The organism is Oceanicella sp. SM1341 (genome assembly GCF_003448965.1).
In the GTDB taxonomy this organism is placed as follows: domain Bacteria; phylum Pseudomonadota; class Alphaproteobacteria; order Rhodobacterales; family Rhodobacteraceae; genus Paroceanicella.
The window spans coordinates 1-23,617 of the sequence record NZ_QRGC01000031.1; the positions used below are offsets into that span (position 1 = coordinate 1).

Sequence of the window (23,617 nt, forward strand, 5' to 3'; positions counted from 1 at the left end):
GGGCGGCACGGCCGCGCCGGAGCAGGACGGCCAGCCGCAGCGCTCCGCTGCCCCGGAGACCGGCGCCGCTTCCGGTGACCGCGCTCCGCGCGAGGCCGCTCCGCCCCAGCGCCGCCCCGTGGCGGGCGGCGGACAGGGCGCCCTTCCGGGTGCCGACAAGCAGTCATCAGCGGCCGGCGGCGCAGCCCCGGCCGCTTTTCCGTCGCCCCGGCGGATGACCGCGACCGCGCCCGCGCCCTATCCGCTGGGGGTCGCGGCCGGCACCGATCATGCCCCGCGGGTGGCCAGCCGGCCGCGCCCGCGCGGGCCGGCGCCGCTGCGCGCGGCAGGCCGCAACACGGGCCCCGAGCGCATCACCTTCGCCGCCGCCCTGCCTTCGCCGCGGGCCCGCACGCCCGCCGGCGCGATGATCTGCGACGACCCGCGCCTCGCCGGTCAGCGCATCACCCAGATCGCCAGCGCGGGGCCGGGCTGCGGCATCGAGCAGCCGGTGCGGGTGACCGAGGTCTCCGGCGTCCGGCTCAGCCGGCCGATCACGGTGAATTGCCGCCTCGCCTCGCGCATGGCGGACTGGGTGGAGGAGAGCGCGGTTCCCGCCGCCCTCTCGCTCGGCACGGAGCTGGTGGCGCTCGACACGGTCGCCTCCTATTCCTGCCGGCCCCGCAACAACCAGTCCGGGGCCAAGACCTCCGAGCACGGGCGCGGCAACGCGGTGGACATCGCCGGCTTCCGTTTCGCCAACGGCCGGGAGATCACCGTGCTCGACGGCTGGCGCACCCGGCGCGACAAGCCCTTCCTCACCGCCATGCACAAGCGCGCCTGCGGGCCCTTCGGCACCGTCCTGGGCCCGAACTCGGACCGCTACCACCGCAACCATTTCCACTTCGACATCGCCGAGCACGGCAACGGCGCCTACTGCCGCTGAAACGAAAAAGCCCGCGCCGGGGAAGGCGCGGGCCGGAATGGCACGGAACGGGCAGGCGCCTCAGCGCTCGAGCTCGGTGGCCTCGATGCTGAACAGCGACCGGCTGAGCTCGACCCCCCGGCGCATTTCCGAGAGGATGACGGTGGTGACGCCGCCGTTCTCGTCGCGCACGATCCACTGGCGCAGCTCGAGCGGGTTGTCGGAGAACACCATGGTGATGTCGCCCTTGCGCGGCGCGTCCGGGTCGAGCGCGCGCACGCGCAGCTGGCCGCCCTGGTGCTCGACGCTCTGCACCGCGCCCTCGCGCGCGAGGTCGACCCGGTCGCGCAGGATGAGGTCGAGCGGGGTCTCGCCCAGCGGGTAGCGCTGCGCGCCGGCGTTCGACGCCCGGTCGACCACCGCGACCCAGGTGCCGTCGGACACGACCACCGCCGGGTTCGGCGGCGCGTATTCGAACCGCATCAGGCCCGGCTTGCGGATGTAGAACTTCCCCTCCGAGACCGACCCGTCCGGGTTGGTCTGGATGAAGCTCCCCTCCATCGTGGTGAGACCGTTGAGATAGGTCGAGATCCGCTGGACATCGGCGCCGCTCTGCGCAGATGCGCCAGTGGCCGCCATGAGGGCGATTGCGGCCATGCCGCCGAGAAAACTGCGCTTGTTCATGCCCCTGAAATAGCTCCTGACCTGCGGAAATCCAGCCTCGCCCCGGGCACGTTCACGCGAGCCCGCGCCGCGCGCCCATGCGCGCCACGCCCAGCACCTCGAGCACCTTCGCCTCGATGTCCGGCGCCTGCATCGCGGCCACGGAATACATCGCCGCCGGGCTGTCCTGGTCGATGAACGTGTCGGGCAGCGTCATCATCCGGAATTTCAGACCGGTATCGAACGCGCCCTCGTCGGAGAGCAGCTGCGCCACCTGCGAGCCGAAGCCGCCCACGGCGCCCTCCTCGATGGTGATCAGCGCCTCGTGCTCACGCGCGAGGCGCAGGATCAGCTCGCGGTCGAGCGGCTTGGCGAAGCGGGCGTCGGCGATGGTGGGGGAGATGCCGCGCGCCACCAGCGCCTCGCGCGCGGCGAGGCATTCGGGCAGGCGCGCGCCGAAGGAGAGGATGGCCACCCGGCTGCCCTCGGTGACGATGCGGCCGCGGCCGATCTCCAGCGGCTGGCCGCGCTCGGGCATCTCGGCGCCCGAGCCCTCGCCGCGCGGGAAGCGGAAGGCGGAGGGCCGGTCGTCGAGCGCCGCGGCCGTAGCCACCATGTGCACCAGCTCGGCCTCGTCCGCCGCCGCCATCACCACGAACCCGGGCAGGTTGGCGAGGAAGGCCACGTCGAAGGCGCCGGCATGGGTGGGGCCGTCCGCCCCCACCAGCCCGGCGCGGTCGATGGCGAAGCGCACCGGCAGGCGCTGGATGGCGACGTCGTGCACCACCTGGTCGTAGCCGCGCTGCAGGAAGGTGGAGTAGATGGCGCAGAAGGGCTTCAGCCCGCCCGCCGCCATGCCGGCGGCGAAGGTCACCGCGTGCTGCTCGGCGATGCCGACATCGAAGCAGCGGCGCGGGAAACGCTCGGCGAAGAGGTTGAGCCCGGTGCCGTCCGGCATCGCGGCGGTGACGGCGACGATCCTGCCGTCATCCTCCGCCTCGCGCACCAGCGACTTGGCGAAGACGGAGGTGAAGGACGGCGCATTGGAGGGCGATTTCTTCTGCTCGCCGGTGAGCACGTCGAACTTGGCCGTGGCATGGCCGCGGTCACGCGCGCGCTCGGCCGGGGCATAGCCCTTGCCCTTCTGGGTGATGGCGTGGATCAGCACCGGCCCGTCGGCCCGGGCCTTCACGGTGCGCAGCACGGCGAGGAGCTGCTCCATGTCATGCCCGTCCACCGGGCCGATGTAGGAGAAGCCCAGCTCCTCGAACAGCGTGCCGCCGATGGTGACCGATTTCAGCAGCTCCTTCGCCCGCCGCGCGCCCTCCTGGAAGGGGAAAGGCAGCAGCTGGGTGAGGCCCTTGGCGGCCGATTTCATCTCCTGGAAGGGCGCGCCGGCGTAGAGGCGCGAGAGATAGGCCGACATCGCGCCCACCGGGGGCGCGATGGACATCTCGTTGTCGTTGAGGATCACGATCAGCCGGCGGCCCATGTGGCCGGCGTTGTTGAGCGCCTCGTAGGCCATGCCGGCGGAGATGGCGCCGTCGCCGATCACCGCGATCGCGTCGCCGAGGCCGCCCTCGCAGCTGCCGCCCAGGTCACGCGCGGTGGCAAAGCCGAGGGCGGCGGAGATCGAGGTGGAGGAATGCGCGGCGCCGAACGGGTCGTAGACGCTCTCGGCCCGCTTGGTGAAGCCCGAGAGCCCGCCGCCCGCGCGCAGGGTGCGGATGCGCTCGCGCCGGCCGGTGAGGATCTTGTGCGGGTAGCACTGGTGGCCCACGTCCCAGATCAGCTTGTCGCGCGGGGTGTCGAACACGGCGTGCAGCGCCACGGTGAGCTCGACCACGCCGAGCCCCGCGCCCAGGTGCCCGCCGGTGACCGAGACCGCCGAGATGGTCTCGGCGCGCAGCTCGGAGGCGATGCGGGTGAGCTCGGGGTCGGTGAAGCCCTTGAGGTCGGCAGGGGCGGACACGCGGTCGAGCAGCGGTGTGGCCGGCCTGTCGCTCATCTGTGCTCGTCCTTCCGTACTCTTGCCGGCCGTTCTCTTGCCGGTCCGCCCGGGGGCGGATGGGTGGGGTCCGGGCCGGCCGGCGGGGCGCCATGCCGGGCCGCGCCGGAGTTCATGCCCCCCGGCGCCAGTGCCGCCGGGCGGGGAGGTTTCAGCTCTGCCGCGCCACGGCGAAGCGGGCGGCCTCGCGCAGCGGGTTTGCCACGGCGCCGAACCGGTCGAGCCGGGCGGTGGCCTGTGCCACGAGGAGATCGGCCTGCCGGGCCGCCTCGTCAAGCCCGAGCAGGCTCACGAAGGTGGCTTTTCCGGCGGCCTCGTCCTTGCGCAGGCGCTTTCCGGCCGCCGCGGGGTCGCCCGAGACGTCGAGGATGTCGTCGCGGATCTGGAAGGCCCGGCCCAGCGCCTCGGCATAGCCGTCGAGCGCGTCGATATCCTCGACGCTGGCGCCGCCGAGCAGCGCGCCCGCCCGGGCCGAGGCCCGGATCAGCGCGCCGGTCTTGAGCGCCTGCAGCCGGCTCACCTCGGAGAGCACCAGCGGCTCCGCTGCGGTTTCGGCGGCGATGTCGATGGCCTGGCCGCCCACCATGCCGTGCTGCCCCGCCGCGCGGGCGAGGTCGAGGCACAGCGCCGCGCGCACCGTGGCGTCGGGGTGGGTTTCCGGCTCGGCGAGGATCTCGAAGGCGAGGCTGTGCAGCGCGTCGCCGGCGAGCACGGCCGTCGCCTCGTCCCATTTCACGTGCACCGTGGGCTGGCCGCGGCGCAGGCTGTCATCGTCCATGCAGGGCAGGTCGTCATGCACCAGCGAGTAGGCATGCAGGCACTCGAGCGCCACGGCCGCGCGCTCGGCCCGCAGGGGCGCCACCTCGTAGATGGCCGCGGAGGAGAGCACGAGGAAGCCGCGCATGCGCTTGCCCCCGCCCAGCACGGCATGCCGCATGGCGGCGGAGACGCGGCCTTCCGGCCCGCCCGGCCGCGGAAGCAGGGTCTCGGCCCGGGATTCCACGCGTCGCGCGGCTTCCATGAGCGTGTCCACGAAACTCACGGCGAGCATGATCAGGATATGTCCACGGCGCGGGCGCCGGCGGGCTTGCCGTCCGGGCCGAGGGTGATCTGGGCGACCTTCTCCTCGGCCGCGGCCAGCTTGTCCTCGCAATGCTTGCGCAGCTCCGCCCCGCGTTCGTAGAGCGCGATGGACTCCTCGAGCGGCACGGAGCCGGATTCGAGCTGGCCCACGACCTGCTCGAGCGCGCCCATCGCCTCCTCGAAACTCATTTCAGCCACCGGCTTCGCCGTCATTGGCCCCGCTCCATCAAAACGCCCACATGCGCGGCCACCGAGGCCGCGAGTCCTTCAAGGTCATATCCGCCTTCGAGGCTGGATACCAGCCTGCCGCCGCAATGTGCGTCGGCAATATCGCACAGGCGTTCCGTGACCCAGGCGAAATCCTCCGCCTCCCAGTTCAGCGTGGCGAGCGGATCGTCGCGGTGGGCGTCGAACCCCGCGGAGACCAGCACCAGCTCGGGGCGGAAGCCGTCGAGCGCCGGCAGCACCAGGTCCTCCATGTGCTTGCGGAACAGCGCCCCGTCCGAGCCCGGCGGCAGGGGCACGTTGAGGATCTGGCCATGCGCGCCGCGCTCGGTCTGCGCGCCTGTGCCGGGAAAGAGCGGCCGCTGGTGGGTGGAGGCGAAGAGCACCCGCTCCTCGTCCCACAGCAGGTCCTGGGTGCCATTGCCGTGATGCACGTCGAAATCCATGATCGCCACGCGGGAGAGGCCGCGGCGCTCCAGCGCGTGCATCGCCGCGATGGCCACGGTGCCGAACAGGCAGAAGCCCATCGGCGTGGTCTTCTCGGCGTGGTGGCCCGGCGGCCGGCAGCCCACGAAGGCGTTCGCCGCCTCGCCCGCCAGCACCAGGTCCACCGCATGGATCGCGCCCCCCACCGCGCGCAGCGCCGCCGCCCAGGAGCCGGGCGACATCCAGGTGTCGGCGTCGAGCGGCACCTGCCCGCTCTCGGGCCGGGCCATGCGGATGGCGGCGACATGCTCGGGCGGATGCACCAGCAGCAGGTCCTGCTCCTGCGCCTTCGGGGCCGCGACATGGCGCAGGGTCGCGAACTCGGGCCTCCCGAGCACCCGCAGCACCGCCTGCAGCCGCGCCACGCGCTCCGGATGGCCCTCCGGCGTCTCGTGGCGCAGGCAATCCGGATGGGTGAGGAAGGCTGTGGACATGTGGCGACGTCTCCCTGGGCGTTGTTCTTTGAGCGAACCATTAACCATCGCCCCCGCGGGCACAAGCCCGCCACTTGAAGGAAACGGGCACAAGCCCGCTGCTCGAAGGCAATGGGCACAAGCCGGCCACTCAAGGGCAGCGAGCACGGGCCGGCTGCCGGCAACCTCCGGGTACGGGCCGCCACTCGAGGACTAGGGGGCGCATTGCCCCCGCCGCAGGAACACGGCTACGAGCCCTAGACAGGCGGACTTGCGGCGCTGCCCCGCCGCCGGCCGGCCGCGAGGCGGAGACGCCTGGCGGGAAGGCGCGCGCCGCCGGGTCCGCCCCTCCCGGGGGGGCACCGCCCCGGTCCCGCGGCGGGGCCGGCCTCAGTCGGGGGTGAGCATGTAGCCCGCGCCGCGCACGGTCTGGAGGTAGCGCGGGGCCTTGGGGTCCTTCTCGATCTTGCGGCGCAGGCGGGTGATCTGCACGTCGACCGCGCGCTCCTGCGCGCCGCCCTCGGTGCGGCCCAGCTCCTCCACCAGCCGCGCCCGGCTCACCGGCTCGTGCGGGGTGCCGGAGAGGATGCGCATCAGCGCCACCTCGGTGGAGGTGAGGCGCACCTGCTCCTCGCCGCGCCACAGCTCGGCCCGGCCGGCGTCGTAGCGCACCTCGCCCAGCATCAGCGCGCGGGGCAACTGCGCCGGCGGCGCCACCGGGGCGGCGCGGCGCAGGATGGCGTTCACCCGCAACAGCAGCTCGCGCGGCTCGAAGGGCTTGGAGAGATAGTCGTCCGCCCCGCGCTCCAGCCCGGTGATGCGGTCGTCGGTCTCGCCGCGGGCGGTGAGCAGGATGATCGGTGTCGCCAGCGTGCGGCGCAGGGCGCGGGTGAGCTCGAACCCGTCCTCCCCCGGCATCATCACGTCGAGGATGATGAGGTCGAACTCCAGCCCCCCCAGCAGCCGCCGGGCATGCGCCGCGTCCCGGGCCGGAGTAACCCAGAACCCGTTGCGCGCCAGGAAGCGCGCCAGCAGCTTCCGGATCCTCTCGTCATCGTCGACGACCAGCACATGGGCATCGCGTCTCGTTTCTTCCGACGTCACGTCACGTTCGTCCCCGTTCAACGAGGCCGATGATACGCGCCCTGCGCTCGGGGTCCACCATCTGTTCGAGCACGCGGCGGAAACCGGCCACGGCGTCGGAGCCGGCCTCACGGTAGGCGCGGCGCACCCGCTCGCGCTGTGCGGCGGAGAGCTCGCGCTCCAGCGTGGCGCCGCGCTCGGTGAGGGTGAGGTTGCGCTGGCGGCGGTCGGCCTTGCCCACGGCGCTCTGCACCAGCCCGTCCTCCACCAGCTGGCGCAGCACCCGGTTGAGCGACTGCTTGGTGACGCCGAGCAGGTCGAGCAGCTCGGCCACGGTGAGCCCGGGCCGGCGGTTGATGAAATGGATGGCGCGATGATGCGCGCGGCCGTATCCGTAATCCTCGAGAATGCGGTCCGGGTCCGAGGTGAAGGCCTGGTAGGCGAAGAACATCAGCTCGATGCCCTGCCGCAACTGGTCGTCCGTGAGGAAGAGCAGCTGCTCCCCGCGGGAGATGGTGGCCGCCGGCGCGGTGCTGTGCGTGGTCATCGTCTCGCTCCCCTGTCTCGGTTTTTCACAGTTTAAGTCAGGCTTATTGACATTCCAAGGTCCAAATGATAGCCGCATACCCAGTTTTCGGTAACTTCCTGTCGCGTTGAAACAGATACGCGCAATTTCCGGAAAAAAATCAAGGGGCTGAAGCCCTGGAATCGAAAGGTTACGACAATGGCCGGTGCATATGACGACCGCGATGGCTGGATCTGGGTTGACGGCGCGATGGTGCCCTGGCGCGAGGCGAAGGTGCACGTGCTCACCCATGCTCTCCATTATGCCTCCTCGGTCTTCGAGGGCGAGCGCTGCTACGACGGCACCATCTTCAAGAGCCGCGCGCACTCCGAGCGGCTGATCGCCTCCGCAAAGGCCATCGACATCCCGCTGCAGTACTCGGTGGACGAGATCGAGGCGGCGAAGGCCGCGACGCTGGAGAAGAACGGCCTGAAGGACGCCTATGTGCGCCCGGTCGTCTGGCGCGGCTCGGGCCCGGACATGGGTGTCGCCTCGGCGAAGAACCCGGTGCACATGGCCGTGGCGGTGTGGGAATGGGGCGCCTATTACGGCGACGCGAAGTTCAAGGGCGCCAAGCTCGACATCTCGGCCTGGAAGCGCCCCTCGCCGGAGACCATCCCCTGCCATGCCAAGGCCTCGGGCCTCTACATGATCTGCACCATGTCCAAGCACGCCGCCGAGGCGAAGGGCTGCTCGGACGCGCTGATGTTCGACTATCGCGGCTACGTGGCCGAGGCCACCGGCGCCAACGTGTTCTTCGTGAAGGACGGCAAGGTGCACACCCCCACGCCGGACTGCTTCCTCAACGGCCTCACCCGCCAGACCGTGATCGGCATGCTCAAGGAGCGCGGCGTCGAGGTGATCGAGCGCCACATCATGCCCGACGAGATGGAGAGCTTCGAGCAGTGCTGGCTCACCGGCACCGCCGCAGAGGTGACCCCCGTCGGCCAGATCGGCGACTACAACTTCGAGGTCGGCGCCCTCACCCGCACCATCGCGGAAGACTACGAGAAGCTGGTGCGCGGCAAGCTCTGAACGTCCCCGCGGCCCTGCCCATCCGGGCGGGGCCGCACCGCCCGCGTGCGGCGGCCCCGCGCCGCGATACCCCTGTCATATTCAGGCGGCAGCCCTGTCACGTTCCCGTCGTCGTGAGCGTGCAGGATCACAAATTTCTTCTTGGTTAACACTTTCCGGGCTAGGATTCTTCTTGCGAGGGGTCATCCGGAGGTTGCCATGAACCACGAGACCTGTGCTGTCCTGTTGCGCCTGCTCAGCGGGGATCCGCCCTTGCGGCACGGTACCGCCTGATGGGCGCCCGAGCGGCCGTGGCCGCGACTGTTAAGCCCGTTGCGGCGGTGGCCGCGATATCCAAGCGTGTTGCGGCGGTGGCCGCGATTTCCGAGCGTGTTGCGGCGGTGGCCGCGCTTCTGAAGGCAAGGCCGGCCGGGGCCCTGTTCTCCCGGGCCCGAGCGGCCGTGGCCGCGACAACAGGTAATTCGGCGGCCATGGCCGCGACATCAGGCGCTTCGGCGGCTGTGGCCGCCCTGACAAGAGTTTCGGCGGCCCTGACCGCGATCACCGGCACCCGCGCGGCGGGTGTGGCGCTTGTCTTCGCCCTGTCCCTGGCGGCGGAGGTGCTGCCCGCGGCGGCGGCAAGCGCCGAGCCGGTGGACCTCGAGCTGGTCTTCGCCGTGGACGTTTCCCGCTCGATGGACGCGGATGAGCAGGCGGTGCAGCGCGATGGCTATGCCGAGGCGCTCACCCATCCCGCCGTGCTCTCGGCCATCACCTCCGGCGAGCTCAGGCGCATCGCGATCGCCTATCTCGAATGGGGCGGTCCCTGGTCCGGCCGGCTGGTGCTCGACTGGACGCTGATCGCCTCGGAGGAGGATGCCCGCGCCGCCGCAGCCCAGCTCCGCGCCGTGCCGGTGCGCAGCGCCTCGGGCACCTCGATCTCCGCCGGGCTCACCCAGGCGGCGCAGCTCTTCGTCGACAACGGGTTCGAGGGCACGCGGAGGGTGATCGACGTCTCCGGCGACGGGCCGAACAACACCGGCGGCCCCGTAGCCCCGGTGCGAGACGCGCTGGTGGCCGCCGGCATCCAGATCAACGGCCTGCCGGTGATGATCAAGCGCGCCACCGGGCCCTTCTCCCTCCCCGACCTCGACTTCTACTACGAGGATTGCGTGATCGGCGGGCCGGGCGCCTTCGTGGTGCCGGTGCTGGAGAAGAGCGGTTTCGTCGCCGCCATCCGCCTGAAGATGGTGATGGAAATCGCCGCCCTGCCGCCGCCGGCGCGGCTGCGCAACGCCGGCATGACCGATTGCATGATCGGCGAACAGATGCGCCGCCGCTGGATCGACATGCAGGGCTGGGAATAGGGCCTTCGCCCTTCCCTCGCGCCCGCCAAGGCTCTAGGCTCCCCCCGAAAGACACCACGAACAAGGTCACGACCGAGGGGGGACAGAATGAAGACAGCACTCATCACCGGTGCCGGAAGCGGCGTGGGCCGCGACACCGCCGTAGCGCTCGCGAAGGCGGGCTGGGAGGTGGCGCTCGTCGGCCGCCGCCGCGAGCCGCTGGAGGAGACCGCGGCGCTCATCGGCTCCGGCCACGTTCTGCCCGCCGATGTCACGAAGCCCGAGGAGGTCGAGGCGGTGTTCGACGCCGCGGTGAAGGCGATGGGCCGGCTCGACCTGCTGTTCAACAACGCCGGCCGCGGCGCACCGGGCAAGCCGATCGACGAGATGCCGCTCGACGACTGGTACGGCGTGCTCGACGTGAACCTCACCGGCGCCGTGCTCTGCGCCCGCGCCGCCTTCGCGAAGATGCGCGCCCAGTCGCCCCAGGGCGGGCGGATCATCAACAACGGCTCGATCTCGGCCTATGCCCCGCGCCCCGGCTCCACCGCCTACACGGTCACCAAGCACGCGATCACCGGGCTCACGAAGTGCATCAGCCTCGACGGCCGGCCCTTCGACATCGCCTGCGGGCAGATCGACATCGGCAACGCCCTCACCGACATGGCCCGGCCGATGACCAAGGGCGTGCCGCAGGCCGACGGCTCCATCGCCATCGAGGCCACGATGGACCCGGCCCATGTCGCGAGCTCCGTGGTGCACATGGCGAGCCTGCCGATCGAGGCGAACGTGCAGTTCATGACCGTGATGGCCACGAAAATGCCCTTCGTCGGCCGCGGCTGACGACCCGCAACAGGGCCGGGGCGCGACCGTCCCGAGCCCGGCCCGTCAGCCGCCGGAGCTGAAACCAGCGCGGCCCGGCTTAAACCGGGCCGGAGCCCGGCCAGGCCGCACCGTATCCGCGCGGAGCCGACACCCCGCCCTGCCCGTCCCGGGCCGGGGCGGGACGGGCAGGTGTCGCGGCGCATCCCGAGCAAAGGCGCTGCCGGACCTAAACGCGGCCGGCGCACAGCCATTCCCCGGGCAGCGAGCCCGCACCGACCTGTCGGGATCCGCGCGCCATGCCTGACACCAGCCGGCACCAACACGGCAAGGCACGCTCGGGCAAGGTGCAGCATCGATCCCCCCGGCGCGGCAGGCGATGCCCGGGAGCGAGCCTGCGCCGCGAGGCAGATGGGTTTCCGATCCGCCCGATGCTCTCACCAGCCCTTCCGGCGCCCCGGCAGGTCAGCTTCGGCAGGCAGCCCGCGCAGTCGCCCCCAGCCCCGCGCGGACGCCGGATGCGCAGCATCCGGCTTGGCCCAAAGAGGCGGGCACCGACAGGGGGCCGCCTCACGGGAGCGCCCCCGGCCGGCAGGCCTCCTGCGAGCGGAGCCGGAGCCCTCCCGCCCTGCGTCGACCCGCCCTCGCGGGCGCATCTCCTGCGGTTTGGGCCGAGCCGCGCGTGCCGCGCGGCTGCACGGCCCGGCATGTCGCGCTCGCGCCCCACCCGCCCGGGCACCCTGCCGACATTCTGCGCGCGACTGCTCAACCCGCTCGCCCGGGCGACCAGCCCGGGCCGCGCCCGACCCTCCCCCGGGAGGGCGCGATGGCGATGCCATCTCCCGCACAGCCCGATTCCGGAGCTTTTGGGATAAACCGCTGACCACGGGCGTGAGTGCGCCCACCCAGGGTCGGGCGCGGCCCTTTGTGCCTGGAGTGAACGAGAGGAGGGCTCGCGTGCGCAGCGGGTTGAGGTGGGGCCCCTCCGAGCCCTGAGACCTGAGACCTGAGACCTGAGACCTGAGACCTGAGACCTGAGACCTGAGACCTGAGACCTGAGACCTGAGACCTGAGACCTGAGACCTGAGACCTGAGACCGAATATCCCGTACCCCGCGAAGGGCAAGAGACATCCTGCGGGGGAAGCCGGAGACGCAGGCGCGGAGCACCCCGGCCGGGGGCCGCCGGGGGTGGCCTCGGGGCGCGCGCTCAGCCTTTCCGGGCGAAGAGAGCGTCGACGCCGCGGATGGCGGAGGCGAGGCCGGAGATCATCCGGCCACGGGCAAGGGTGGCGATGTCCTGCCAGGGCTCGTCGGGGGCCGGGGGCGGCGTGAGGAAGAGCCGGCCGTCGCTGCGGCCGAGGAATTCCCGCGCCGCGCGGGCATTCGAGCCGGCGAAACGCTCGAGGATCTCGAGGCGCAGCCTCGGGGGCAGCACCGGGCCGGGGCTGTCCTCGCGGCCGTCGAGCCGGCGCAGGGCGCGCATCAGCCGCTCGGCCGCGGGGGTTCGGGCCGGCAGAGCGTTCGCGAGCCGCATCCACTCCAGCGCCAGCCGCCCGGGGGTGACGTTGATCTTCTCCACCCGCCGGTCGAAGCCCGAAAGGTCCTCCACCCCGCAGGCGGCGAGGAAATCGTCGATCAGCGAGCCGTTCACCCATTGCGCGCGCTCGTAGATCCGCACCCGGCAGTCCTCGGCGGGGAAGCGCGTGGTGAGGCCCTGCAGCACGGCGTAGTAGTTCAGCCGCCGGTCCTTCTGGGCGTAGTGCATGCAGAAGGTGGCGGCGTCCTCGGTGAGGCCGGCCTTCTTCACCTCCTGGGCGTAGAGCGACATGATCATGTCGTCCTGCCGGCGCAGGTAGACGATCGGGCACAGGCGCAGCCCGTGGCGCAGCGCGCGCTCGGCCAGCCGCTCCTGCTCCAGCTTGGGGATGACGAAGAACCACTCCGAGCTCACCAGCACGTCGCCGGTGGCATCGGCCAGCGCTGCGTCGAGCCGCTCCAGCGCCGCCGCCCGCTCGGCCTCGGAGAGCGCCACCCGGTGGCGCGGCGGCATCAGAGCGCGGGCCAGCAGCGCGCCGTTGCCGGAGGTGGCCTCGTTGCCCAGCGCCCCCTCCAGCGGCTCCAGCGCCGGGTAGGCGATGCCGCGGGCGGCGAGTTCGCCCACGTTGCGGGCGAAGAAGGATTGCAGCAGGGAAGAGCCGGTCTTCGGCGCGCCCATGTGCAGGAGCAGCCGGCGGGTCGGGGCGGGCGTGGTGGTCATTTCAGTGCCGTCGTCCCCGCGCCGAGACCGCGGTAGAGCGCGAGATAGGCGGCCACCATGCGCTCCACGGTGTAATGCTCCTCGAAGCGGGCCCGGCCGCGCTCGCCCGCCAGCCGCCGCGCCTCGGGCTCGGAGAGCGCCAGCACCGCGGCGCGCAGGCCCAGCGTGTCGATCTCGCCTTCGATGAGCGGAACCACCACGCCGGCGGCCTCCGGGCCTTCGCCGACGATCTCGGCCAGAACGCCCGCATCGGTGGTGACCACGGCGCGGCCGCGGGCCATCATCTCCAGCACCACGAGGGGGAAGCTCTCGCCGCGGAAGCGGGTGGGCAGCAGGCCGAGGTCGGCGCAGTCGAGGTAATCCTGCAGGTTCGCCACCTGGCCGAAGAAGCGCACGTGCTCGGGCGCCTCGGCGGCCAGCGCCTCGGCCTCCGGGCCCTCGCCGATCAGCATCAGGTCGGTGTCGCGGCCCTCGGCGTTGAGGGCGGCCACCATCTCCACCGCCTCGCGCCAGCCCTTCTCGGGAATGGCGCGGGAGGCGAGGCAGAGCACCAGCGCCTCCTCGCGCAGGCCCAGCTCGGCGCGGGTGAGGGGGCGCGAGGCGCCCTCCAGCTCGATGCCGTTGATGAGTTTCTCGATGCGCGAGGGCTTCTCGATGCGCTCGAACACGGCGCGGTTCTTGTCGGCGGTATAGGCCCAGGCGTCGACCAGGCTCACCATCCGGGTCATCACCTTCTGGAAGTCGCGGTCGATGCGCGGGTCGTGCTCCATGCTCTCGTGGCAGCCGTGCATGGTGACCACCCAGGGGCGCTTCTCCTCCAGCCGGCGGATCTGGTGCAGCACGTGGCGGTCGGCCCACCAGAGCGAGGAATGGATCACGTCCACCCCGAAGCGGCGCACGATGCCCGGCAGGTCGGCCCCGGCCTGGCCGCGCTCGAGCAGCAGCACCCGCGGGTCGATCTTGGAGACCACGGCCGGGTGGTCGCGGTAGGCGCGGGCGTTGAGCAGCACCACGCGGCCGCCCATGCGCATCCACTGGTTGGCGAAGCGCACGCCGAAGAGCTGGCCGCCTCCGGGCCCGAGGTCGGAGATCACCATCAGCAGGCAGGGCAGCACCGGCTCCGCCGGCTCCAGCGCGGCGCGGGCGGAGGCGGCGGTCTCGGGCGCCACCTGCGGAAACCGGGCGACGTCCTGCTCGACGAAGCCCAGCGCCCGGGCGCGGGCCGCCGCGCCTTGCGTCCAGGTGCGGGCGATGAAGCGGCGCACCTCGGAGAGCTCGTCGAAGTAGAGCTTCGTGCCCTCCAGCCGGTGGGTGACGGTGAGCGAGTGGCGCCGGTGGCGGTTCACCGCGCCGGGCTCGTAGGCGATCAGCCCGCCGCGCAGGGCGCGCAGGTAGAAATACCAGTCGCCGCAGAGCTTCATCGCCGTCACCCGCTCGGCGAATTCCGGCTCGGGCACGAACTTGCGGAACATCATGCCGGAGGCGTTGGGGATCGAGTTCGCGATGCCGAGGCCGGCGTTCACCTCCTCGTGGTCGGTGGCGAGGAAGGGGCGCGACCAGCGGCCCGGCGCGATGCGGTCGAGGTAGAGCTTCTCGTAATCGCCCAGCACCGCGCCATCGTCGCCCACCGGCACCGAGCGGACATGGCCCAGCATCACGTTGCGGTCGTCGAAGGCGGGCAGCAGGGTGGAGAGCAGGTTGGGCTCGCAGGCGTCGTCGGCCTCGGCGATCCAGACGATGTCGGAAGTGGCGAGCTCCATGCCCCGGAGCCATTGCGCGAAGGGCGAGCCGGTGTTGACCTCGTTCACCACCAGCCGCGCGCCGGGCCAGCGGCGGGCGTAGCGCTCCAGCACCGCCGCGGAGCCGTCGGTGGAGGCGTCGTCGAGCAGGATGAGCTCGAAATCCTGCATGTCCTGCGCGAGGATGCTGTCGAGCCGCTCGGGCAGGAAGCGCTCGTAATTGTAGTTCGGCACCACGACGGAGACGGCCGGGCGCAGGCCGGCCACCTCGCGGATGTGGTTGAGCAGCACCGGGCCCACCCGGCCGATGGTGTGGTAGCGCGCCACGAGCCGCCGGCCGCGCGCGCCCTCGGCCTCGCGGCGCGCGGGGTCCTCGAGATAGGCGAGCACCTGGGCCGCCATCGCCTCCGCGTCGCCGAAGGGCACCGACACACCGGCGCCGCGGGCGGCGAACTCGGGCATGCCGCCGGCATCGTCGAAGCAGATGATCGGCGCACCGGCGCGGGCGGCGTGCAGGGCGGCGAGCGGGAACGGGTCTTCCTGCGAGGGCAGCAGGAACAGGTCGGCGCCGTTGAGCACCATGTCGATGTCGGGCAGGTAGCCGGTGATGCTCACCGTGTCCTGCAGCCCGCGCTCGGCGATCAGCGCCTCGCAGACCGCCTGGTCCGGGCCGCCGCCGGCCCAGACGAAGCGCACCCGGCCGGGCGCCGCGGCCGCCACCTTCGCCGCCACCTCGATGAACACGTCCGGCGACTTGCGCCAGTGCAGCACGCCCGAGCCGCAGACCAGCAGCGTGTCGTCATCGGCGCCGGCGCGGCGGCGGGCCTGGCGGCGGGCGCGGGCGTCGGGCACGTCGCCGTCGGGGATGTAGGCATAGGTGCGGTCGAGCTTCGCCGGGTCGGCGCGGTAGCGGGTGGCGAGCACCTCGCGCACCGCGTCGCTGCCGCCCAGGATGCGGGTGGCGTGGCGGAGGATGTTGTCGAGCGCCGGGCGGTGACGGTCGAGGATCTTGGGCAGCTCGTGGATGAAGGCCACGGAGGGCGTGTCGAGCGGCCAGTAATCGTAGAAACCGCCGCTGGCCACCGAGTTCACGAACACCGATTTCACGTCCGGCCCGGCCCATTTGCGCAGTGCCACCACCGCGTCGCGGTGCGGCAGGCTGGCCACCGAGGTGATGCAGAAGGTCTCGGCCATCGCCTCGAAGCGCTTGCGGAACGGGCCGTCGCGCATGGCCACGAACTTCACCCGGTAGCGGGTGTGGTTGATGAGCCAGAGCGCAAAGAGGCGCGCCACCTGCTGGGCGCCGCCCATCTCCATGTCGTGGACGACGATGAGGATGGTGCCCTGCACCCGCTCGGCCTGCCGGGCCACGCGCAGGGCGTCGCGGTCGGCCAGCCGGGCCACCTGGGCGAGGCCGGCCTCGTGGCTGATCTGGTTGGAGGCGTTGCGCAAATCGGCGAGGAAGGCGGAGATCCCGTGCCGGCGCAGGGTGCGCGCCGCATGGGCGATGTGCTCGGCCATCACCCGCGGCCGGCGCCCGTACCACACGCAGAAGGCCCCGGCATGGCGCAGGCGCAGCCATGCCTCGCGCAGGCGCGAGGGCGCCCGCGCGCCCTGCCTGCCGATCTCGTCCTGTTCCAGGCCCTGGGAAACCAAACTACGCCTCTCGCTCGCGGTCAGCCGTGATCGGCTATCCGCATCAGGTACTTGCCGTAGGTCGTCTTGAGATAGGGCCGGGCCAGCTCGCGCAGCGCGTCCGCGCTCACCCAGCCCTGCGAGAAGGCGACCTCCTCCGGGCAGCCGATCATCAGGTTCTGCCGTCTCTCCATGGTGCGCACGAAATTCGAGGCGTCAAGCAGGCTGTCATGGGTGCCGGTGTCGAGCCAGGCATAGCCGCGGCCCAGGCGCTGCACCGTGAGGCTGCCCTCGGCGAGGTAGAGGTTCAGCAGGTCGGTGATCTCCAGCTCGCCGCGGGCGGAGGGTTTCACCCGCTTCGCCATCGCGGGCGCCCGGCCGTCGAGCACGTAGAGCCCGGTCACCGCGAAGTCGGATTTCGGCACCTCGGGCTTTTCCTCGATGGAGAGCACCCGGCCGTCGGCGTTGAAATCCACCACGCCGTAGCGCTCGGGGTCGGCCACCTGGTAGCCGAACACCGTGCCGCCCGTGGGCTTCGCCGCCGCCTCCAGCAGCACCTCCGGCAGGCCGTGGCCGTAGAAGATGTTGTCGCCCAGCACCATCACCGAGCCGGCGCCGTCGAGGAATTCCTCGGCCAGCAGATAGGCCTGGGCCAGCCCGTCGGGGCTCTCCTGCACGATGTATTCCAGCCGCATGCCCCATTGCGCGCCGTCGCCCAGCAGCCGGCGGAACTGCTCGATGTCGCCGGGGGTGGTGATGATCGCCACCTCGCGCAGCCCGGAAAGCATGAGCACCGAGAGCGGGTAGTAGATCATCGGCTTGTTGTAGAGCGGCAGCAGCTGCTTGGACACCGAATGGGTGATGGGGTAGAGCCGCGTGCCCGACCCGCCCGCCAGGATGATGCCCTTGCGCGGGGCGGTGGCGCTGTTCTCAGTCATTCCCGTTCCTTCTCTCCGCCGGCCGCCGGCCGGTACTGGCTCTCAGCTGGCGCCGAGGCCGAGGCGCTTCAGCTCGGCGCCGCGGGCGGCGATCTCCTGCCACCAGCCGGTGTTCTCCAGGTACCACGCCACGGTGCGGCGCAACCCTTCCTCCAGCGTCACCGAGGGCTCCCAGCCCAGCTCGGCGCGGATCTTCGAGGCGTCGATGGCATAGCGGTAGTCATGCCCCGGCCGGTCGGTGACGAAGCGGATCAGCGTCTCGCGCGGCTCGTTTCCGGGGCGCATCTCGTCGAGCAGGGCGCAGATCTGGCGCACGATGTCGATGTTGCGCGCCTCCGCGTTGCCGCCGATGTTGTAGGTCTCGCCCACGGTGCCGCGCTCGACCACGGTGAGCAGGGCGCGGGCGTGGTCCTCGACGAACAGCCAGTCCCGCACGTTCTCCCCCGCACCGTAGACCGGGATGTCGCGGCCCGCCAGCGCATTCAGGATCACCACCGGGATGAGCTTCTCGGGGAAGTGGAACGGCCCGTAATTGTTCGAGCAGTTGGTGAGCAGCACCGGCAGGCCGTAGGTCTCGCCCCAGGCGCGCACCAGGTGGTCGGAGCCGGCCTTGGAGGCGGAATAGGGCGAGTTCGGCTGGTAGGGCGAGGTTTCGGTGAACAGGCCCTGCTCGCCCAGCGCGCCGAACACCTCGTCGGTCGAGATGTGGTGGAAGCGGAAGGCGGCCTTGGCCATGCCGCGCAGCCCGGTCCAGTAGGCGCGGGCCGCCTCGAGCATGTTGTACGTGCCCACGATATTGGTCTGGATGAAGTCGCCCGGCCCGTCGATGGAGCGGTCGACATGGCTTTCGGCGGCGAGATGCATCACCGCCTCGGGGCGGTGTTCGGCGAAGATCCGGTCGAGTGCGGCGCGGTCGCGGATGTCGGCATGCTCGAAGGCGTAGCGCGGGTGCTCCTCGCAGGAGGCCACGTTGGAGCGGCTGCCGGCATAGGTGAGGGCGTCCACGTTCACCACGTGGTGCTTGTCCGCGATGGCCTGGCGCACGACCGCCGAGCCGATGAAGCCGCAGCCGCCGGTAATCAGAAGTTTCATGGTCCAGTCTGTCCCGTGGTTCTCCCGGCCTCTTGGCCTTCGGGGCGTTTATCGCAGAGCCGCGCCGGCGGATCGACCCTGATTTGCATGCCCGTGCGCAGAAAGTGGCGCGGCGGGCGGCTCTGTCACCCCCCGCCGGGGGGCGCCGGCGAAAAAAGCAGCCGCTGCCACAGCGCGCGCTGCGGCTCGGGGCGGTTGATGGCCTCGGCATGGGCCCGCGCCGCGCGGGCGAGGCCGCGCAGGCGCCCCCGGTCGGCGGCGAGGGCCAGCAGCGCCTGCGCCCAGTCCTCCGGCCGGTTCGGCAACGCGAGCCCCGCGCCGGCGGCGGCGGCCTCGCGCCCCTCGGGCCAGGTTTCGGAGTAGAGCGGGGCGGCGCCCACCACCGCGTGCTCGATGATCTTGTTGCGCGAGCGCCCGGCGTTGAACGGCGTGTCCATCAGCGGGTAGAGCGCCAGGTGGAAGCGCCGCTCGGTGAGCCCGGCGCGGTAGTCGCGCCAGCGCAGGCCGGGGATGCGGCGGATCTGCGGGTGCGCCTCCCATTCCGCCGGCAGGGCGTGGCCGGCAGAAAGGGTGAAGCGCGCCTGCGGCAGCGCCGCCAGCACCTCGGCGAGCGCGGGCAAGAGGAAGGCGAGGTCGGCGCCGTGCAGCTGCGCGCCGAGGAAGACGATCTCGAGGCCCTCGCCGTCGAAATGCGCGTCATCGGCCAGCGGCTCGGACCAGTAGGGGTCGATGCAATGCAGCCCGGCCTGCGGGGCGGCGGCGCGGGCGGCGGGCAGCAGCGCCTCGGTGCTCACCACGACGTGCCCGGCCCGCGGCATGTGGAAGGCGGCGGCGCGCCCCTCCACCAGCTTCATCTTGCCGCGCCAGAAGCGCGAGAGCGAGAGGTCGGCCCCCGCCGCGCGCCAGGCGTCATCGATGAAATACACCAGCCGCTTGCGCGCGAGGGTGAGCGGCGCGCGCGCGTCATGGCGCATCACCAGCAGGGCGTCATCGGTCTCGAACACGGTGGGGGCCGGGCGGCGGATGCGGCCCTCGGCCAGCATGTCGGTGCAGGAATTCACCAGGTAGAGGTCGGCGGTGGGCGAGCTGTCGGAGGTGAGCGCACGCGCCAGCCAGCCGTCGGGGCCGGCGCGGCGCAGCGCGCTCAGGACAGGGCCCGGCGCGCGGGGCGGTCTTGGGGTGGTGGTCATGCTGCTCCGGATCCGGCGGGGGCCGGAGATGCCGCGCCCGCTTGCCTGCCCTCCCCCTTTGGCACGAAACGGCGCCGGCCGGAAGGCCCGGAACGCCCCGTCACCCGGCGGACAGGGTGTCGCACCCCGGGGCCGGTGCCGCCGCCCGCCCCGGCCTGCACGCGGCAGCCCGAAGGACAGCCCTGCGGCCGGGGCATGACCGCCCTGTTTCACCGCCATATGAGTTGACTATTTTTATCGGCTTTGGCACTGCCGGAGAAACGGCGGGCGGCCGGACACCCGGGCCGCACCGCCTCCCCGCACGCCCGCGCCGCGCCGCAAGGCCTCCGGCGCCTCTCCAGCCAGCGGACCGGATGCCGGCCCGCCTCACCCCCCGCCCCGGGCCCGGCAGGCCGGGGCAAGGAGCCCGCCCGATGATGCCCAGCACTGCCCGCTCGCCCCGCCGCCTCGCCCTGGCGCTGGCCGCCTGTCTCGCCGCCGCCGCCCTGCCCGCCGCGGCGCAGGAGCAGATCACCGTCGAGCACGCCCGCGGCGAGACGGAGCTGAGCACCAACCCCCACCCGGTGATGGTCTTCCCCTTCTTCGTGCTCGACACGATGCAGGCGCTCGGCATCCCGGTGGAGGGCGTCGCCTCGAACACCATGCCTGGCTGGCTGGCGGAGACCTACGCCGACACGCCGCGCATCGGCACCCTGTTCGAGCCCGACATGGAGGCGATCGCCGCCGCCGCACCGGAGCTGATCATCACCGGCGGGCGCTCCACCCCGAAGTTCGACGCGCTCTCGCCCATCGCCCCGGTGATCGACCTCTCGGTCGACCCCGCGGATTTCCTCGGCAGCGCCGAGCGTGACGCCCTGCTGCTCGGCCGCATCTTCGGCCGCGAGGCCGAGGCGGAGGCGCTGGTGGCGCGCACCGATGCCGCCGTGGCCGCGGTGAAGGAGAAGGCCGCCGGCGCCGGCACCGGCCTGCTGATCCTCACCACCGGCGGGCGGATTAGCGCCTTCGGCCCCGGCTCGCGCTTCGGCATCCTGCATGACGCCTTCGGCATCGCCCCCGCCGTGCCCGACCTCGAGGTGGGCACCCATGGCCAGGCGATCTCCAACGAGTTCATCCTCGAGGCCGACCCGGACTGGCTCTTCGTGATCGACCGCGACGCCGCCATCGGCCGCGCCGGCGAGGGCGCGGCCGCCCTGCTCGACAACGCGCTGGTGCGCCAGACGAAGGCCTGGAAGGCGGGCCATGTCGTCTACCTCGACCCGGCGCGCTGGTATCTCGCCGGCGGCGGCCTGCCCTCTGTCCTCGCCTCGGCGCAGGCGCTGGACGCGGCCCTCTCCGGCGCCTCGCAGTGAGGCCCGCCTGCCGGTGACCCCGCGATGAAGGCCCTGCTCGCCGGCCTGGCGCTGGTGCTGCTCCTCGCCCTGGTGAGCCTGTTCACCGGGGTGAGCGATGTCACCCCCGCCGCCCTCCTCTCCGGCACGGCCGACGGCCGCGCCCTCGACGTGCTGCTGGAAAGCCGGGTGCCGCGCACGCTGGCGCTGGTGCTGGCCGGCATGTCGATGGCGGTGGCCGGGCTCATCATGCAGATGCTGGCGCGCAACCGCTTCGTGGAGCCCTCCACCGCCGGCGTGGTGGAATCCGCCACGCTGGGCATGCTCACGGTGATGCTGCTCGCGCCCGGCCTGCCGGTGTTCGGCCGCATGCTGGTGGCCACCGGCTTCGCCCTTGCCGGCACGGCGCTGTTTCTCTGGGTGCTGCGCCGGGTGCCGCTGCGCTCGCCGCTGCTCGCACCGCTGGTGGGCATCATGCTGGGCGGGGTGATCAGCGCCTTCACCGTGTTCCTCGCCTATCGCTACGACCTCACCCAGTCGCTCGGCGCCTGGACGCTGGGGGATTTCTCCGCCGTGCTCGCCGGGCGCTACGAGCTCTTGTGGATCTCCGGCGCGCTCACCGGGCTCGCCTTCCTCGCCGCCGACCGCTTCACCGTGATCGGGCTGGGCGAGGGGCTGAGCACCACGCTGGGGCTGAACTACACCCGGGTGTTCGCGCAGGGCATGCTCATCGTCGCCACGGTGACCGCGACGGTGGTGGTCACCGTCGGCTCCATCCCCTTCCTGGGGCTGGTGGCGCCCAACATCGTGAGCCTCGCCATCGGCGACAACCTGCGCCGCACCGTGCCCTGGGTGGCGCTGCTGGGCGCCGGGCTGGTGCTGGGCTGCGACATCCTCGGCCGCGTGGTGGTGGCCCCCTACGAGATCCCCATCGGGCCGATGATGGGCGTGTTCGGCGCCGCGGTCTTCCTGCTCCTGCTGCTGCGGAGGCCCGCTGCCCGTGCCTGACGCCCGCGCCTTCCCCACGCCCCGCCGCATGCTCGCACTGCTCGGCCTCGCGGCCCTCGCCTGCGCCGCCGCCTTCATGCTGTGGGACGCCCGCGGGCCCTGGAGCTTCCTGCTGCCCTTCCGCGCCACCAAGCTCGCCGCCCTGCTGCTGGTGGGCTATGCCGTGGCCGTCTCCACCGTGATCTTCCAGAGCGTGAGCGGAAACCGCATCCTCACCCCGGCCATCATGGGGTTCGACGCGCTGTTCATCCTGATCCAGACCGGGCTGGCCTTCGGCCTCGGCGGGCTCGCGGTCTCGGCGCTCGACCCGCGGGTGATGTTCCTCGCCCAGGTGGCGGTGATGACCGGCTTTGCCCTCGCCCTCTATTCCTGGCTGTTCCTGAAGGGCGGGCGCAGCCTGCACCTCGTGCTGCTGGTGGGCATCGTGCTGGGCATCCTGTTCCGCTCCGTCGCGGGCCTCTTGCAGCGGCTGATGGACCCCGGCGCCTTCCTCACCCTGCAGGACCGGCTCTTCGCCAGCTTCAACACCGTGGATGCCGGGCTGCTGGGCCTCTCGGCGCTGCTCATCGCGGCGGTGAGCCTCGCCGGCCTCGGCCGGCTGCACCGGCTCGACGTGCTGCACCTCGGCCGCGAGGGGGCGATCAACCTCGGGGTCGACCATCGCCGCACGGTGCTGGGCTGCCTCGCCGTGGTCTCGGTGCTGGTCTCGGTCTCCACCGCGCTGGTGGGGCCGGTGACCTTCCTCGGCCTGCTGGTGGCCAACCTCGCCTGGATGCTGATCCGCTCGCACCGCCACGCGCTGGTGCTGCCGGCGGCGGTGCTGATCGCGGCCATCTGCCTCGTCGGCGGCCAGGCGGTGCTGGAGCACGGCTTCGGCATGGCCACCGCGCTCGGCATCCTCGTCGAGTTCTTCGGCGGGCTGTTCTTCCTCTTCCTCCTGCTGCGCGGAGCGCTGCGATGATCGAGACCCGCGACCTCACCCGCCGCTACGGCACCGAAACCGTGGTGGACGGGGTCACCCTCACCCTGCCGCGCGGCGGCATCACCGCGCTCATCGGGCCCAACGGCGCCGGCAAGTCCACCCTGCTGTCGATGATCGGCCGGCTGATCGGCGCCGACGCGGGCACGGTGACGGTCGACGGGCTCGACGTGGCCCACACGAAGGGCGATGTTCTGGCCCGCCGCCTCTCCATCCTGCGGCAGGAAAACCACGTGGTGGCCCGGCTCTCGGTGCGCGACCTGGTGGCCTTCGGCCGCTACCCGCACTCGAAGGGCCGCCCCACGGCGGCCGACATGGAGCACGTGGAGCGCGCCATGCGCTGGCTCGGCATCGAGACCTTGGCCGACCGCTTTCTCGACGAGCTTTCCGGCGGCCAGCGCCAGCGCGCCTTCGTGGCCATGGTGCTGTGCCAGGACACCGACTACGTGCTGCTCGACGAGCCGCTCAACAACCTCGACATGCGCCACGCGGTCACCATGATGCGCCAGCTCCGCGCCGCGGCGCGCGAGCTGGGCAAGACCATCGTCGTGGTGCTGCACGACATCAACTTCGCCTCCACCTACGCCGATCTGATCGTGGCGATGAAGGACGGCCGGCTGCACGCCTCTGGCACCCCGGAGGAGATCATGCGCCCCGAGCTGCTCCACGCCCTCTACGGCATCGACGCCCGCATCCACGAGATCGACGGCACCCGCATCTGCGTCTACTACGACTGAAGAGCCCGCGGCACGGCCGGGCGGGGGCGCCGCAGGCAGACCTCTGTCAGCCCGCGGAAGCCGGCCCGATGCCCCCGGCACCGAGCCGCTTCACGACATGT

At 71.9% G+C, this 23,617-nt stretch carries 20 protein-coding genes; 8 read left to right on the forward strand and 12 right to left on the reverse strand.

Annotated elements, in window-relative coordinates:
- The first annotated feature begins 214 nt into the window (after positions 1 to 214).
- Positions 215 to 925 carry an extensin family protein gene (locus D3P35_RS21455; RefSeq protein WP_118137726.1) on the forward strand — a complete coding sequence of 237 codons (711 nt, stop codon included), beginning with the start codon at positions 215 to 217 and terminating at the stop codon, positions 923 to 925.
- A 60-nt stretch (positions 926 to 985) separates the two neighbouring features.
- Here the strand turns inward: D3P35_RS21455 and D3P35_RS21460 are convergent, their stop codons facing one another.
- The 7 genes from D3P35_RS21460 to D3P35_RS21490 all read right to left on the reverse strand — a co-directional run bounded on the left by D3P35_RS21460 (position 986) and on the right by D3P35_RS21490 (position 7,412).
- Complete coding sequence (locus tag D3P35_RS21460; protein ID WP_118137728.1) at positions 986 to 1,588, reverse strand: outer membrane lipoprotein carrier protein LolA; 603 nt, start codon at positions 1,586 to 1,588, stop codon at positions 986 to 988.
- Between the two features lie 52 nt (positions 1,589 to 1,640).
- A complete protein-coding gene (gene dxs / locus D3P35_RS21465; protein ID WP_118137730.1) occupies positions 1,641 to 3,575 on the reverse strand; it encodes a 1-deoxy-D-xylulose-5-phosphate synthase in 1,935 nt (644 codons plus the stop codon).
- 151 nt (positions 3,576 to 3,726) lie between these two features.
- Positions 3,727 to 4,617, reverse strand: coding sequence for a polyprenyl synthetase family protein (locus D3P35_RS21470; RefSeq protein ID WP_232830595.1), 891 nt, complete (start codon positions 4,615 to 4,617; stop codon positions 3,727 to 3,729).
- A gap of 11 nt (positions 4,618 to 4,628) precedes the next feature.
- Positions 4,629 to 4,871 (reverse strand): exodeoxyribonuclease VII small subunit, encoded by a 243-nt coding sequence (locus D3P35_RS21475; RefSeq protein ID WP_118137734.1) that lies wholly within the window; start codon positions 4,869 to 4,871, stop codon positions 4,629 to 4,631.
- Positions 4,868 to 5,803: a histone deacetylase family protein gene (locus tag D3P35_RS21480; protein ID WP_118137736.1), complete on the reverse strand. Its 936-nt coding sequence runs from the start codon at positions 5,801 to 5,803 to the stop codon at positions 4,868 to 4,870. The genes D3P35_RS21475 and D3P35_RS21480 overlap by 4 nt, the downstream gene beginning before the upstream one ends.
- A 369-nt stretch (positions 5,804 to 6,172) precedes the next feature.
- A complete protein-coding gene (locus D3P35_RS21485) occupies positions 6,173 to 6,886 on the reverse strand; it encodes a response regulator (RefSeq protein ID WP_118137738.1) in 714 nt (237 codons plus the stop codon).
- Position 6,887: 1 nt separating this feature from the next.
- Positions 6,888 to 7,412, reverse strand: coding sequence for a MarR family winged helix-turn-helix transcriptional regulator (locus D3P35_RS21490; protein WP_118137740.1), 525 nt, complete (start codon positions 7,410 to 7,412; stop codon positions 6,888 to 6,890).
- 177 nt (positions 7,413 to 7,589) lie between these two features.
- On the opposite strand from D3P35_RS21490, the gene D3P35_RS21495 reads away from it, so the two are divergent.
- The 3 genes from D3P35_RS21495 (at position 7,590) to D3P35_RS21505 (ending at position 10,633) form a co-directional block, all read left to right on the forward strand.
- Positions 7,590 to 8,465, forward strand: coding sequence for a branched-chain amino acid aminotransferase (locus D3P35_RS21495; RefSeq protein WP_118137742.1), 876 nt, complete (start codon positions 7,590 to 7,592; stop codon positions 8,463 to 8,465).
- Between the two features lie 500 nt (positions 8,466 to 8,965).
- Entirely contained in the window at positions 8,966 to 9,811 is an 846-nt protein-coding gene (locus D3P35_RS21500) for a DUF1194 domain-containing protein (RefSeq protein ID WP_198670743.1), read from the forward strand.
- 87 nt (positions 9,812 to 9,898) lie between these two features.
- Complete coding sequence (locus D3P35_RS21505) at positions 9,899 to 10,633, forward strand: SDR family oxidoreductase (protein ID WP_118137746.1); 735 nt, start codon at positions 9,899 to 9,901, stop codon at positions 10,631 to 10,633.
- Between the two features lie 1,187 nt (positions 10,634 to 11,820).
- On the opposite strand, the gene D3P35_RS21510 is transcribed toward D3P35_RS21505, so the two are convergent.
- The 5 genes from D3P35_RS21510 to D3P35_RS21530 form a co-directional block, all read right to left on the reverse strand.
- Positions 11,821 to 12,870 carry a hypothetical protein gene (locus D3P35_RS21510; RefSeq protein ID WP_118137748.1) on the reverse strand — a complete coding sequence of 350 codons (1,050 nt, stop codon included), beginning with the start codon at positions 12,868 to 12,870 and terminating at the stop codon, positions 11,821 to 11,823.
- The gene (locus D3P35_RS21515; RefSeq protein WP_118137750.1) at positions 12,867 to 16,265 is read right to left on the reverse strand and encodes a glycosyltransferase; all 3,399 of its coding nucleotides are present in this window, start codon (positions 16,263 to 16,265) and stop codon (positions 12,867 to 12,869) included. The genes D3P35_RS21510 and D3P35_RS21515 overlap by 4 nt, the downstream gene beginning before the upstream one ends.
- A gap of 20 nt (positions 16,266 to 16,285) precedes the next feature.
- The gene (rfbA, locus tag D3P35_RS21520; protein WP_118137752.1) at positions 16,286 to 17,182 is read right to left on the reverse strand and encodes a glucose-1-phosphate thymidylyltransferase RfbA; all 897 of its coding nucleotides are present in this window, start codon (positions 17,180 to 17,182) and stop codon (positions 16,286 to 16,288) included.
- A gap of 42 nt (positions 17,183 to 17,224) precedes the next feature.
- Positions 17,225 to 18,274: a dTDP-glucose 4,6-dehydratase gene (gene rfbB, locus D3P35_RS21525; RefSeq protein WP_118137754.1), complete on the reverse strand. Its 1,050-nt coding sequence runs from the start codon at positions 18,272 to 18,274 to the stop codon at positions 17,225 to 17,227.
- 125 nt (positions 18,275 to 18,399) lie between these two features.
- Positions 18,400 to 19,464, reverse strand: a complete 1,065-nt coding sequence (locus tag D3P35_RS21530; RefSeq protein ID WP_118137756.1) for a hypothetical protein — start codon at positions 19,462 to 19,464, stop codon at positions 18,400 to 18,402.
- Between the two features lie 413 nt (positions 19,465 to 19,877).
- Here D3P35_RS21530 and D3P35_RS21535 point away from each other — a divergent pair, with 413 nt between their 5' ends.
- Genes D3P35_RS21535 through D3P35_RS21550 form a run of 4 tightly spaced genes read left to right on the forward strand, consistent with a single transcriptional unit; the run spans position 19,878 to position 23,516 of the window.
- Positions 19,878 to 20,813 carry a siderophore ABC transporter substrate-binding protein gene (locus D3P35_RS21535; RefSeq protein WP_232830592.1) on the forward strand — a complete coding sequence of 312 codons (936 nt, stop codon included), beginning with the start codon at positions 19,878 to 19,880 and terminating at the stop codon, positions 20,811 to 20,813.
- A gap of 24 nt (positions 20,814 to 20,837) precedes the next feature.
- A complete protein-coding gene (locus D3P35_RS21540) occupies positions 20,838 to 21,800 on the forward strand; it encodes an ABC transporter permease (protein WP_118137758.1) in 963 nt (320 codons plus the stop codon).
- Complete coding sequence (locus D3P35_RS21545; protein ID WP_232830593.1) at positions 21,793 to 22,761, forward strand: iron chelate uptake ABC transporter family permease subunit; 969 nt, start codon at positions 21,793 to 21,795, stop codon at positions 22,759 to 22,761. Before D3P35_RS21540 ends, D3P35_RS21545 begins: the two co-directional genes overlap by 8 nt.
- A complete protein-coding gene (locus tag D3P35_RS21550) occupies positions 22,758 to 23,516 on the forward strand; it encodes an ABC transporter ATP-binding protein (protein WP_118137760.1) in 759 nt (252 codons plus the stop codon). Before D3P35_RS21545 ends, D3P35_RS21550 begins: the two co-directional genes overlap by 4 nt.
- Positions 23,517 to 23,617: the final 101 nt, after the last annotated feature.